Source organism: Lactimicrobium massiliense (genome assembly GCF_900343155.1).
Taxonomy (GTDB): Bacteria; Bacillota_I; Bacilli_A; order Erysipelotrichales; family Erysipelotrichaceae; genus Bulleidia; species Bulleidia massiliensis.
In genome coordinates this window covers 368,717-382,571 of sequence record NZ_OUNG01000003.1, presented here as the reverse complement: position 1 = coordinate 382,571, position 13,855 = coordinate 368,717, and the positions used below count along the sequence as shown (strand labels likewise).

Annotated in this window: 13 protein-coding genes; 9 read left to right on the top strand and 4 right to left on the bottom strand. The window is 36.7% G+C overall.

Features of this window, described 5'->3' with window-relative positions:
* Positions 1 to 10: 10 nt before the first annotated feature.
* The 6 genes from DHU66_RS07625 (at position 11) to DHU66_RS07600 (ending at position 6,442) form a co-directional block, all read left to right on the top strand.
* A complete protein-coding gene (locus tag DHU66_RS07625) occupies positions 11 to 1,747 on the top strand; it encodes a DUF2142 domain-containing protein (RefSeq protein ID WP_167836321.1) in 1,737 nt (578 codons plus the stop codon).
* Between the two features lie 127 nt (positions 1,748 to 1,874).
* Positions 1,875 to 2,582, top strand: a complete 708-nt coding sequence (locus tag DHU66_RS07620) for a glycosyltransferase family 2 protein (RefSeq protein WP_108775258.1) — start codon at positions 1,875 to 1,877, stop codon at positions 2,580 to 2,582.
* A gap of 17 nt (positions 2,583 to 2,599) precedes the next feature.
* Positions 2,600 to 2,950, top strand: a complete 351-nt coding sequence (locus tag DHU66_RS07615) for a DUF2304 domain-containing protein (RefSeq protein WP_108775257.1) — start codon at positions 2,600 to 2,602, stop codon at positions 2,948 to 2,950.
* A complete protein-coding gene (locus DHU66_RS07610) occupies positions 2,940 to 3,767 on the top strand; it encodes a glycosyltransferase family 2 protein (protein ID WP_108775256.1) in 828 nt (275 codons plus the stop codon). The genes DHU66_RS07615 and DHU66_RS07610 overlap by 11 nt, the downstream gene beginning before the upstream one ends.
* A 39-nt stretch (positions 3,768 to 3,806) precedes the next feature.
* A complete protein-coding gene (locus tag DHU66_RS07605; RefSeq protein ID WP_108775255.1) occupies positions 3,807 to 5,060 on the top strand; it encodes a lipopolysaccharide biosynthesis protein in 1,254 nt (417 codons plus the stop codon).
* 167 nt (positions 5,061 to 5,227) lie between these two features.
* A complete protein-coding gene (locus DHU66_RS07600) occupies positions 5,228 to 6,442 on the top strand; it encodes a glycosyltransferase family 4 protein (protein ID WP_108775254.1) in 1,215 nt (404 codons plus the stop codon).
* Position 6,443: 1 nt separating this feature from the next.
* Here the strand turns inward: DHU66_RS07600 and DHU66_RS07595 are convergent, their stop codons facing one another.
* Positions 6,444 to 7,412, bottom strand: a complete 969-nt coding sequence (locus DHU66_RS07595; protein ID WP_167836320.1) for a glycosyltransferase family 2 protein — start codon at positions 7,410 to 7,412, stop codon at positions 6,444 to 6,446.
* Positions 7,393 to 8,139 carry a glycosyltransferase gene (locus DHU66_RS07590; RefSeq protein WP_108775252.1) on the bottom strand — a complete coding sequence of 249 codons (747 nt, stop codon included), beginning with the start codon at positions 8,137 to 8,139 and terminating at the stop codon, positions 7,393 to 7,395. Before DHU66_RS07590 ends, DHU66_RS07595 begins: the two co-directional genes overlap by 20 nt.
* Positions 8,140 to 8,222: 83 nt before the next feature.
* On the opposite strand from DHU66_RS07590, the gene DHU66_RS07585 reads away from it, so the two are divergent.
* Entirely contained in the window at positions 8,223 to 9,173 is a 951-nt protein-coding gene (locus tag DHU66_RS07585) for a hypothetical protein (protein ID WP_135358331.1), read from the top strand.
* Entirely contained in the window at positions 9,170 to 10,702 is a 1,533-nt protein-coding gene (locus tag DHU66_RS07580) for an MBOAT family O-acyltransferase (protein WP_108775250.1), read from the top strand. Before DHU66_RS07585 ends, DHU66_RS07580 begins: the two co-directional genes overlap by 4 nt.
* A gap of 50 nt (positions 10,703 to 10,752) precedes the next feature.
* Here the strand turns inward: DHU66_RS07580 and DHU66_RS07575 are convergent, their stop codons facing one another.
* Together DHU66_RS07575 and DHU66_RS07570 are read right to left on the bottom strand one after the other, a co-directional pair.
* Complete coding sequence (locus DHU66_RS07575) at positions 10,753 to 11,196, bottom strand: SH3 domain-containing protein (RefSeq protein ID WP_135358330.1); 444 nt, start codon at positions 11,194 to 11,196, stop codon at positions 10,753 to 10,755.
* A gap of 19 nt (positions 11,197 to 11,215) precedes the next feature.
* Entirely contained in the window at positions 11,216 to 12,160 is a 945-nt protein-coding gene (locus tag DHU66_RS07570; protein WP_108775248.1) for a diacylglycerol/lipid kinase family protein, read from the bottom strand.
* A 192-nt stretch (positions 12,161 to 12,352) separates the two neighbouring features.
* Here DHU66_RS07570 and DHU66_RS07565 point away from each other — a divergent pair, with 192 nt between their 5' ends.
* Entirely contained in the window at positions 12,353 to 13,780 is a 1,428-nt protein-coding gene (locus DHU66_RS07565) for an exopolysaccharide biosynthesis polyprenyl glycosylphosphotransferase (protein WP_209451769.1), read from the top strand.
* Positions 13,781 to 13,855 lie beyond the last annotated feature (75 nt).

Below are 13,855 nucleotides of genomic sequence, written 5' to 3'. Positions count from 1 at the left end.
AGAGAAAACTATGAAATTATTAAATACTAAACTCAATGATAAAGTGATATTCCTGCTTTGTTCTATTTTATACGTATTGATTCAATCTTATTCCATTAGGACTGTTTTAGGCTCCTCTATTTTTAGCATAATAATTCTGATAAACTTATGCATTTATTCCAGCCTTTTGTATGTCAATGAGCTTAAACATGGCAAGATCAAAAAAGAAAAGATAACAAAGACGATAGTCATTAGTTTGATAATAGTACTATTTAATATTATTTGTATATATTTTGTGTTTAATGGGCATCTTCAGGCTGAAAGATTTACACGCTTATTTTCTGTGATAGAGTGTATATTAAATTCTCTTGTTTTCTTTGTCTTTTATGCAATGAGCATATGGAAATCAGATTTACGAAGAATATTTATGATTTGTCTGGTTACATTGGGAAGCGTAATGATGATATGCATGCCAATAGGAGCAATTCCAGATGAACCGCAGCATATGCGCTGGACATATTCTGTTTCAAACATCATTATGAACAAAAACACAATCAGAGAGGATGATTATCTGGTCAATCAACACGATTATTGGACTGGTTCTTATCAAGATATAGGAAAATATGAAATATACTTGCATGATCTTGTTGCACCATTAAGTACAAAAAATGAAATACAGGTAAGTTTTCCGAAGCCATCTTTTTTTGGCTATGTGTATATTGTGCCGGCATTAGGCTTTTCTGTAGGCAGACTTTTTGGCTTGGGAACAGGATTAACTTTACTTTTGGGTAGAATAGCGAATTTTATCGTTTTTTGTCTAATAATAAATAAAAGCATTAAACTCATTCCAGTAGGGAAAGAAGCATTATTTACATATTGTTTATTGCCAATGACATTGCATCAAGCAATATCTATATCGTATGACTCGATCTTGTTTGCACTGTCTGCATATTGTATTTGTTTTTCAATAAAAACAATATATGACAATAGGACAGACTTGAATAAGCATGAATTTTTCAAAAATGTCCTTAAATCGCTATTTGTTTTTATATTTATTTTTGGAATAAAAAGTCATGCATATATGTTGATTGGAATTCTCCCGTTGCTAGTAACGGTTTTGATAAGGTATGAAAACATAATAGTAAAAAAATCTACAATGATTAAAAAGTTAATTCTGTGCGGGTTATTGATATTATGTAGTGGCTATATTGTTTTCTACTTGTTAGGATTCGCAGTAAGAATGTATCATCCTACTATTATTGACCAATTTGGTACAATTACGCCTGAGGAGAGTTATTCTGTTTCTTATATGCTGGCTTTCCCGGTCAATAGCTTTAAAATGTTGTTTAGAACACTGATAATTTCTTCACAGTGGTACATTGAAACAATGATTGGCAAGCAGCTTGGATGGTTGAATTTAATGATGCCGGAACAATTAATTATTATTTTCATTATTATTTTGCTATTATCTGGAATCAGAAGACCATCTGAAAATGTATCTTGTCTTAGATTTTCTGGTATATTTTTAATCATATTTGCTCTTACTATTGCTAATATAATATGTGGAATGGCAATTGCGTGGACACCGATATCCTCTTCAATAGTACAAGGAGTTCAAGGAAGATATTTCTCACCTATTCTGCTAATTCCGCTAATACTTGAGAAGAAGATGCCAATTAGGATTACATCGATAAATAGTGATGGTTTTATTCTCGCTTTAACAATTGTTTCAACGTTTTCACTTCAGTATCTTTTGATTAGGCTTTGATGTCCTATGAGTTTTACCTTTATTGAAAGAGGTGTAATAGTGGAAAAAAGTTGCTCATAGTATTCTGGGCGTATAGTATTACATCAGTATAGAAGTTTTGAGAGTTTATTATGAAGAGATTATGGATATGAAAAGTCAGAAAGCAAAAGTATTGGTAATTATACCAGCATATAACGAAAGCGATAATATAAAAAATACTGTAAGCATTTTACAGCAAAAAGCCACAGAATTTGATTATATTGTCGTAAATGATCATTCTAAAGATGATACGTTGAAAATATTAAAAGATAATAATTTTAAGTATCTAAATTTACCAACTAACTTAGGTATTGGGGGTGCAGTCCAAACAGGTTATAAATACGCATATGAAAATGGATATGATATGGCTGTTCAGGTTGATGGAGATGGTCAGCATGATCCCTCATATTTGAAGTTGCTTGTAGAAACAATGCAAAAGGAAGATGCTGATATGGTAATTGGCTCGCGTTTTATCAGCAAAGAGGGCTTTCAGTCTACGTTTGCGAGAAGAGTAGGTATTAATTACTTTACACATCTTATTAAGAGACTAACTGGTACTACAATTACAGATCCTACATCGGGATTTAGATTGGTAAATAAAAAAGTAATTGAATTATTTGCGTCAGACTACCCCCGAGATTATCCAGAGCCAGAGAGTATTGTCTCTTTATTGAAAAGAGGGTTCAAAGTTATAGAAATCCCTGTGGTTATGAAAGAGAGGCAGGGCGGACAGTCATCAATACGGTTAAATAACTCGGTTTATTACATGATCAAGGTTACAATAGCAATATTAATAGAAAATATGCGGAAATATTAACAGGTGGTGGTTGGCATATGAGTGCAAAACTTAGAGTTCTCTTATTAATCCTTTTATTAATTGCGTTCGTAATTTTCATTAAACAAATAAAAAATGGGAAATTGATGTTGAAATATTCATTATCTTGGATTTTTTTGCTGCTTGGATTAACTATTGTATTGCTTTTCCCTGGGCTACTGGGATGGATTACTAGAAAAATGGGGGTCCAATTACCCATAAATATGGTTTTCTTTTTAGGATTCTTATTTATGATATTAATAATATATAGGCTGACGGAAGCAGTTTCTTTGCAGTCGGTCGAAATAAAAGAGCTAGCACAAAAAATAGCAATAATGGATAAGGAAATGAGAGAGAACAATGATAAATAATGATCCGCTTGTTAGTGTTTGCATCCCAGCATACAATAATGCCGCTTATATCGGTGAAACAATTAGCTGCATACTGAATCAAACATATCAGAATATAGAATTAGTGATTTGTGATGATAAATCTACAGATGATACTGTGGCAGTGGTTAAAAAGTTTCATGATCCAAGAATCAAATTATTTTTGAATGAAAATAATTTGGGGATGGCTGGAAATTGGAACAATTGCCTGAACAGATGCAGGGGAGAATATATTAAGCTGATTTGTGCTGACGATATGTTAGAAACAAATGCTTTAGAAAAAGAAGTAAGAGCATTGATTGATAATCCGAGTGCGGTTATGTCTGAAAGTGACACACAATTTCGAGATCTATGCGGAAATACAAAAGGGGAGTATCATCGGTATAAAAAAAGTGGCCTAATAGAAGGAAAGCAAGTAGCTAGAGCCTGCCTTTTTTCTAAAAACTGGTTTGGAGCTCCATTAAATAACACATTTAGAAGATCAGTGCTGAAAAGTGTTAAGGGTTTTGATCCCAGCTTTAAATACATTCTTGATTATGACTTTTTTATTAGAATTGCCTGTCTAGGAAAGATCTATATTATCCATGAACCATTGAATTATTTTCGACTGAGGAATGATTCTAATACAGGAAAAGTTCTAAGTTCGGAAGGTCAGGCATATTTATCGGAGCATAAGCTACTATTAAAAAAGCATAGAGATAACTTGCATATTTCTTGGCTCGATTTTGAGCTAAGTGTTTTGGCTAGAAAAATACTCAGCATTGGATCAGGAATATATTTAAAGCTGTTTCTGAAATGAGAACTTTGTTGTTATGTTTTAAGAAACGATAGTATAAATATGGACTCTAAGAATAGTTTAATGAAGAATATGGCATGGAATACGGTTGGTAATATCATTTATTTCTTCTGCCAATGGGTTACTACGGTATTAATTGTCAGACTAGATTCTTATGATGCTGCTGGTTATTTATCATTAGCAATGAGTACGAGTAGTACATTTTCAACTGTGTGTTTATTTAATATGAGAAATTTTCAAGTTTCTGATGTTAAAAGAGAATACGCAGATGATATTTATGCGGGAAGCCGATTGATTACATGCTTGATCGGTTTTATTTTATGCTGTATCTTTTCACTTAATAGTTCATCAGTTTATCAGATGTTGTGTATTGATGCTTATATGATAATACGCATTGCTGAGAGCGCAGTTGATGTAATACATGGCATTGATCAGCGTATAAACCGCTATGACATCATTGGAAAATCTTTCCTATGTAGAGGAATTTTAACAGTTGCTTTATTTTCTGTTGGGATTTTCTTTTCCCTAGACTTATATATAACTTTATTGATAACTGGCATTGGAAATTTATTATTTGTAGTTTTGTATGATTTACGCAAAACAAGAATGCTAAGTAAATTTAAGCCGATTGTTAAAGATAAAAAAGTTTTTGACTTGCTAAAAGAATGCGCTCCACTTGTTGTTACGAGCTTTTTATTAAGCACCATTCCACTCTTGCCACGCACAACTATTCAAAACAATCTTGGTAATGATGTGCTTGGTATTTATTCTTCAATTGCTTCACCAACATTAATTGTTCAAGTGTTTGCAAATTATGTATTTGCACCAGTTTTGCCGGAATTAGCTCGCATATATCAGAGTGGTGAATATAAAAAATTTAGACAAATTTTTCATAAGATTCTTTTATTGCTTTTGTTCTTTTCCGTATGTGTGACTATTGGCGCACTAGTTCTAGGAAAACTTGGATTATCACTTCTTTACGGAAAATCTATATTAAAATCATATAATTTGTTTATCCCACTAGTATGGTGCACTACCCTTACTGCCTTTATTTGGATTCTGAATTCAATAGTTACTTCGATTCGAAAGATAATGTCAACAATGGTTGTCAGTTTTTGCGGTTTTATTGTTGATCTTTGTCTAAATAGGAGATTGATTGAATTGTTTGGTGCAAATGGTGCAAGTTATATTCAAATCATTAGTTTTCTACTTGAAATAATAATTCTTGTTGCTATTGTTGAGATAAATACTAACAAAGGCCAGAAAAAAGTAGAACAAATCGATAAAAAGAAATGATAACAACTAAATATTTCTGCGTGTTACAGCACTGATAGTCGATGAAATTCATCCCTCTGTTATACATGGTTATATTTTGTGAAATTGAAGCATTTTATTATTATTAAATTGAAATATCCGATTGTTGAATTTCCAGTGTAGAAAAATATCAAAAGTGAGCAAGAAATATGAATTATAAAATAGCAATTATCTCATTAGGGTATTTATGGTTTCCTTGTGAATCTGGAACCTCCAGATTCTTTGATATTGCCATGCAGTTTGTAAGAAGCGGATGGCAAGTAGAATGTATAACCACCTCTTTTCAGCATTTTAAGAAAGAACCGCGTGATCAGAAGAAGATTCTTGCTCAGAACTATCCTTTTAAGATTACTTTTATTGAAGCACCTGCTTATGACAAGAATGTGAGTTTGAAGAGAGTATACAGTAATTCAAGAGCTGCAAGGAATTTGAAAGCGTATCTTGAGGGTAATATTGAGCAGTATGATTTGATCTATGTATCTATTCCTGCAAATAATATTGCGGCTATAGTAACTGAGGCTGCCAGGCAGCATGACATTCCCTGTGTTGTTGATGTGGAAGATCTCTGGCCAGAAGCAATGGCTATGGTAATAAAGAATGGTATGATCAGAAATGTATTGCTTCATTCATTTACCAGGGATGCTGAGACTGCATATAGGAATGCGTCTGGCATAATTGGCACTTCTGAAGATTATACAGATAGAGCATTCAAACATAGAGCAAGGACTATTCCGGCAGAAACTGTTTATGTTGGGTGTCATCTTGAAGAATTTGACAATGGAGTAAAACAATTTCAAAATCAGATCATTAAAGGTGCCAATGAGTATTGGGTAACATATGCCGGAAGCATCAGTACAAGTTATGATATTAAGACTTTGATTGACGCTGTAAATGGACTGAAGAGTGAGAATATACAGCTTCAGATCCTGGGAACAGGTTCATTGAAAGATGAATTAGAAGAATACAGCAGGAATATGAAAAATATCCATTTCTGGGGATTCACAGAATATCATCATATGGCAGCAGCTCTAAGCAAATCGGATATAGTGGTAAATAGTTTTGTGAAAGGAGCTCCACAGAGCATTGTCAATAAGGTAGGAGACTATCTTGCCAGTGGCAAGCCAATGATCAATACTTTGGAAAATCCAATTTTCTGTAGACTGGTACAAGAAAAACAGATTGGATTAAACATTGAACCGGGTGATAGTGAAAAGTTAAAAAAAGCAATATTGACTTTATACAACAACAGTACGTTAAGCCGTCAATATGGGTTAAATGCGAGACGATTATGTGAAGAACAATTTGACCGATCCAAATCATATAAGCGTATTGTTTCCATGGCGGAAGAGTTAATAAAACATTAATTTATTGATGAAATAATATACAGGCAAGGTCTTTAGGTTTTTCGTGAGCAGTTGGGAGTGAATAAGTCGAATAATATGGTAATAAAAATAAATAATCTGAAAGTGCTTTAAACCTGTTTTCGGAATAGAGAGTTATCCGTTTTTCGTAATATTGGATAGCTTTTTCTAACTGCGATTCATATTCGGTCCCAGAAAACAAAGAAGATGCTTCTTTTATGCGCTTGCAATTGTATGTCGTGCTTTCCTGTACTTTAGCAACGGCTTGTTTCATGTTTGTGTATTTCGTATATTTCCTAACTCCAACAGTATTGTTGCCATGCTGGCGGTAATATGCTGTACATTCGTCCAGAAAACTAATCTTTCCATATCTAAGAGCTGTCCAGCCAAGTATTTCATCGTGCAGCATATGATTCATATTAAAATTTGATTTATTAATCAAGTCCCTGCTAACCGCCATTGACATTCCCGTAAACAAATTACGTTTCAGCATTTCATTAATGATTTCCTTTTTTCCAAAAGCAGCATTGGGCAGGAAAAAGTGATTTTCCTGCCACATAGTTGTGGCTTTTTTGTTAAGCTTGCTATCAGTAATGAAAGCATCTGAATAGACCAGATCACTATTCTCACTTTTAAATAGTTGCAAAAATCTCTCGATTTTGTCTGGCATCCAAACATCATCCTGGTCACATAGAAAAATATAGTCGCCATTAGCTTGCTTCATTAATTCTGAAAAAGAATTTCGAACGCCTGTATTTTTTTTGTGCTGAATGATTTTGAAGCTAATAGATGTCGAGAGCAAACAGGATTCTGCTTTGCTAACAGTCTTGTCAATCGAACAATCATCGCAGATAATAATTTCATCAGGAAGCGTCGATTGTGCAAAAATACTATTTAGTTGTTGTGTAATAAATCTTTCACCATTATATGTAGATATGATAACGCTAATTTTGTTATTGTTTATGTTTTCCATTGTGTTTATATCTTTTTCTGAATTCGAGATAATAGTACATGAATTGAATGCGGCTAAATATCTTTGTGAAGAGCTTTCTGTGGCTGCGCTCAAAATATCCGTTATGGGCATCCGCATGCCGGCGATAGAGAAGGAGTTTATCATTGATAAAGCAGACATTTCCAATTGTTTCGGCAATGATGCCAATCCAAGTATCATGCCCAACTTCATCTGTTTGTGGGAATGGAAAGCATGCAGTCAGCACGGTGCGATTAAAAGCCATATGAGATCCGAAGTAGGTATGATGGATTATATTTTTTAATACACCTGGGCCATTATGATAAAAAGCATACAAAGAATCATGAGTTTGATGCAGAGATTCGTCTGTAACAATTGAATCCGAATGAACAAGATCATAATCTTTTAAAGCGTTGGTCATGATATTGTATTTACCGGGGAGCCAGACATCATCCTGATCAGCAAGGAAAATAATATCTCCGCGTACATGTCTTAATGCATTTTCAAAGTTTCCACATGTTCCTTTCCGACATTCATTAAAGATCAATTGGATACGGGGATCGTTTATTCTTTGGATAATCTCAACAGTATGATCTGTAGAATGGTCGTCTGAAACAATCACTTCATCTTCTGCCTGAATTTGCGAAAGAATGGATCGCAATTGCTGTTCTATGAATTTTTCGCCATTGTAGGTAGCAATAGCAACACTAACTTTTGTTTTCTCACTCATATTTATGTCGTAACTTATGATACCAGTATACCTTAATATTCGGAAAAGATATTTTTGTGTACAATAAAAAGTGAAATATGAATGTGAATAAGAAAAAGTCGAAAAAGTATCGGTCAATCTTTCGGTTATTAAAATTCATTATCGTGCTTTCTCTGGTAATGATGATTTTTTCTCTTCCTTTTATGAAATACAGGAAATATGGAAGCCAATATCCGGATATTATGCTGAAAGAGAGAAATATTGATGCTGAGCAAGAGAATTCAATTGATGTTGCTTTTATTGGTGACAGTATTGGATGGGCAGGCTTCTCACCGCTTAATCTGTATGCAAACTTTGGATACACTTCTTATAACTGCTGCACATCAGGACAATTGCCTCAGGAAGGTTATCTGATACTTGAACATATGTTACAGCGCCAAAGGCCAAGGCTTGTTGTTATTGAAGAAAATATTTTTTATAGTCATATGATCGATGCAAAGTATGCAGTTAATTATTTGTGGCCAATTTTCCAATATCATTATGCATATAAATTTCATGATAGTTCTCCTCTGCCAAACTATGCAAAGGGATATACAGGTACTGATAATATTGTGCCATATACTGGAAGCTTGGATTATATGAGAACTTCCAAAAAGGGAAAATGGTTGGGAATCGCTAATACATATTATCTGGAAAAAATTGTAAATCTATGTGAATCAGAAGGAATCCAGATGATTCTTCTTGGACTTCCGAATGTGACTTGGAACTCAGAAAAGAATAATGGTGTCCAGGCGTTTTGTCAAAAATATCAACTAACATATATTGATTATAATACTGGTAATGCTGCAAAAGATTTGGGAATTGACTGGCAGACAGATACTAGAGATGGTGGTGAACATCTGAACAATAATGGCAGTCTAAAAGTAGTCCGCCTTATTGGAAAAATGCTAAAACAAAAGTACAGTCTGCCAGATCACAGGGATGATAGTCACTATTCGGATTGGAATCAGCTTGCGATAGAATCAGGCTATCAGATGCAGGAGATACAATCATGAGCATGAGCTATAATTCAGTTAGGTATTTGCTTGGGTTTTTACCAGTCCTGCTATTAAGCTATCAGGTTACTCCTCGAAAATTCAGGTGGATTCTTTTGTTGTTGTTTAATGTACTCTTTTTTTGGATGTGGTCGGGCAGGCTTCTTGTCTGGATGCTGATTTCAATATTCATTGCATTTATTGCCGGGAAAGTAATGATTAACATAGGATCAAGCAAGGATCGTGAGAAGAGAAAAAAAGAGAAAAAGAAGAAAAACAGGATTAAATTTTGGGCAATACTATTCGAACTGGCCATATTGATTTCCCTGAAATACACTAATTTTATTGGCAGCTCAGTATCTTCACTTACAGGTAATGTTTGGAATACACTAAACATTGCTGTTCCTATTGGCATCAGTTATTACACATTACAGTCGATTTCTTTTATAGCAGATGTTCAGACCGGGAAAATTCAGGAAGTCTCTTTAAGAAAATTGGCTCTATATATGAGCTTTTTTCCTACCATAGTCGAAGGCCCTATCACAAGATATGAAGAAGTGGGTGATTTCCTTGCTGCGGGGGAATCACTAAAAGCAGAAAACATTAGTGTTGGGTTTGAAAGAATTATCATTGGTTTGCTGAAAAAAACAGTGATTGCCGACCATCTTGCTGGCACAGTAAATGCACTTTTTGCAGGATATGGCCAGAATGGTGCTCTTGCTTTTCTCGGAGCTGTGTTTTGCACATGGCAGTTATATATGGATTTTTCCGGTACCATTGATATTGCTATTGGCTCAGCAAAAATGCTTGGCATTACATTGCCGGAAAACTTCAGACAGCCGTTCTTTGCAAAGAATGCCGGTGATTTCTGGCACAGATGGCATATAACACTCGGCACATTTTTCCGAGATTATATCTTTTATCCTGTATCGTTAAGCAAGCCGGTGATGAAAATAACAAAATTCCTTCGTGCACATGACATGAAATGGGGTTCGCGGTATGCCGGCCCTACGCTGGCATTGCTTTTGGTATGGCTTGCCAATGGTTTCTGGCATGGTCCACATTTGACGTATGTAGGATATGGGTTGTATTATTTTGCGCTGATGTTTATTGAAATGCAGCTGACAAAGCCATTTGAAAAGTGGTGCGCAAGGCATCACCTTTCGGGTATGCCGCTTACCGTATTCCGGTTCATCAAGCTGTTCTTTATCGTCATTATTGGTGAAATGTTTTTCCGTGCATCTACTTTTACGGCTGGATGGGCAATGTTCTGCACATGGTTTAAGCCTTGGCATCTGAGTGAAGCTGTTTCGTTTCTGCTTTCCAATGGACTGGATTCCATTGACTGGATTGCAGCTATCATGGCAAGTATCTTCTTGATTTCCATCTCAGTTCTAAAAGAAAAGAAATTCCCAATTCGGAAGAAATTTCAAAGCCAAACCACAATCGTGCGTTGGGGCATATTGTATACAATCATGATTTACATTGCTTTGTTTGGGGCATATGGACCAGGATATGATGCAATTGCCATGATGTATGCAAACTTTTAGATACAGGCTTCATACAGAAAAAAGCATCTGCCTGCGCAGATGCGGATTAATCAGTTTGCTTGATATGTCAGCCAGTTGCCGCCATCCGGTACCCATTCATTTTCTGAAATGCGGTACCAGGTATAACCACCGCTGGTTATTGTCTCATACACTTTGTAGGATGAATATGCCTGTACTGTTGTGACAAGGTCACCTGTTGTAGATGGTGTACTGCGTACATTGATCTCAGAAGAACCAATCGTAATGGTTCCAATGACCGTATTTGCGGATACAGTCGGTGTAGGAGCAGGCGTCACTGTTGGTGTTGCGGTAGGAGCCGCTGTTGGTGTGGCAGATGCGGAAGCAGTTGCTTTTGCTTTTGTATTGCCATTCATCAGCACGCCAAAGACCCTGATGCCGGCAAATAACAATACGGCAGTCAGCACAGCATACATCAGGATCGTTTTGGTCACATTCAGAGCAGCAGATCCTGTTTTCTTGTTTTCTTTCTTCATAGTCACCTCGGGATTGCCATCATTGTACACTCTGTGCGCTCTGATTTGAATCCTTTGCAGTCAGAATTGATACAGCTTTGTTGAGACACTGAATGTCTGCACAGGTATTTGGTGTCCCTTTTTCTCCATCCAGGGTCCAGGCTGTTTCGCCGTCAAAACAGAATTTGATGTGGTCTGTCTTGAATACAGTCACGTAATTATCGTCCGTATTGCCGGAGGTGAGTTTTGACAGGATACGGTTGATATCAATGATGTTATTAGGCTGCTTGATCAGGATAACTTCAAACTGGCCGTCATCTAATTGTGCATTCTGGACAAGTGGTGACTGTACGCCGGCAATGGAGTTTGTATTGGCAACTGCCCCAAAAATATAGTCACCTTCATCTGTAATGCCATCATGTGCAAGTCTTACATGGGTATGATAGGCAAGACCTTCCGGAATACTGGCAATTGCATTTAAGGCATAAGCTGCATATCCCAGCGTATTTTTCCATTTCTGGGAAGTATCATAGCTGACTCTGGTAAAGGCGCCAAATGCCGCAATGTAATTAAAATATTCCTCATTAATTCTGCCGACATCATAGGCAAACGGAATGCCATTGGCAATTGCCTGGCATTGTTCCTGCAGGGAAAGTGATCTGCCATTGTTGATGCTGCGGGAGAAGTCGTTTGTGCTGCCGGTAGGGATATAGCCAATTGGTGTGTCTATTTTGTTTATGATCATCTGGCTTACGACATGATTTAATGTGCCATCGCCTCCGCAGCAGGCAATGACATCATAATGGTCCTTCAGATTGGTCAGAACATCCTCACAGACCAGGTGGTCATGAGGGATGATCGGGTAGACTGTGACAATACAGTTTTCTTTTGAGAGCAGTCTGATCATTTCAAAAAGATCATTCACGGCAGAATTCGTGCCGGATGTCCCATTGGCAAGCAATAATATTTTTTTCTTATCTGGCATAAAAACCTCGTATACGCCACTATTATAAATGGCTTTTTACATAAACGTTACAACAGTTCCTGTGTTTTGACTGTATTTTCAATTGCCGCAGAATTGTGGGAAATTGTTTAAGAAACCATCGTCTGTTTTGTGACAATGAGGGCGTGTGCTAAAATACCATAGAGTGTGCGCATTCGACAGGAGGACCATCTCTTGAGGCAATATAGAAAACATAAGATTCAGGAAAAATATGCATATCGTAAGGTGGTTGGTGCTGGCGAGACGCTTTTGATGACGGTGCTTTTCTTCTGGGTATGGACAAACTTTGTTGTGGATCATAACCAGACGGGGCATTTGACTGGTTATGGCAACCTGTTCATGGCATTGGGAATTTATCTGCTGATGCTGCTGGAGTTCAACCATTTCTTCGGGGGATATAAGATTGGCGTTCATCGCAAGATGAACACGTTGGCAGCTCAGGTATCTGCTCTTTTTGTTTCTGATTTTCTGGAAGTTTTTGTGTCCATGGCAATCACCGGAAACTTCCGCTTCTTTGATGAATTCCTGACCCGTTATTTTGCGATGTTCCTGGTACAGGCATTTTTAATCTGCTGCCTGACAGGAAAGCTGATTGATTTGTATCGTCATCTGTTCCCGCCTCTGCAGGTATTGGAAGTGTACGATGCCAAACCTACGGATCTTGGTGGAAAGATCACCCATGGCAGACCTGACAAGTACCAGGTTGCTTCGAGTATTTCTGTTGATCAGGATGTATCAGCTCTGCGTGAGAAAATGAATCAGTATGATGCTGTGCTGGTAGACGATATGCCGTCTCAGAAGCGGAATATGCTGATCAAACTGTGCTTTGAGATGAATAAGCGGGTGTATTTCACACCAAAACTGTCTGATATCATCATTAAGTCATCTGAAAACCTGAATCTGTTTGATACTCCTTTATATCTTAACCGTAATATGGGTATGAAAGCATCACAGCGTATTATCAAGCGTTTCTTTGATATCCTGCTGTCTTTGATTGCTTTGATTATCCTGTCACCTGTATTGTTGATTGTGGCAATTGCGATCAAGAAGGAGGACGGCGGTCCTGTGTTCTTCAAGCAGGAACGCTGTACGCTGAATAATAAGACATTCATGATTCTCAAGTTCCGCAGCATGATTGTGGATGCTGAGAAGGATGGACGGCCTCATCCTGCTGGAGAGGAAGATGACCGCATTACACATGTTGGTAAGTTCATCCGTAAAACGCGTATTGATGAGCTGCCGCAGCTGATCAATATTTTAAAGGGTGATATGTCTATTGTTGGGCCTCGTCCGGAGAGAATTGAACATGTCCAGCTGTATACAGAATCTATTCCAGAATTTTCATTTCGTTCCAAGGTGAAGGGCGGCCTGACCGGATATGCGCAGGTATATGGCAAATACAATACGAGTGCATTGGATAAGCTGAAGATGGATCTGATCTATATTGAGAATTATTCATTATTGCTTGATGTACAGATTCTGTTTGAAACAGTGCGTGTGATCTTTCAGAAGGAAAGTACAGAAGGCTTTTCAGAAGCACAGCAGGAACATATGGAAGAAATGGAAGAAGAACATAAGCATCAGTTTCATGACGATAAATAAGTTCGTCTGACACGATGTTTACAATTTGTTCATCTTATTGTTGTATACTGATAAAAATATTTTGGCGCTTAAGCA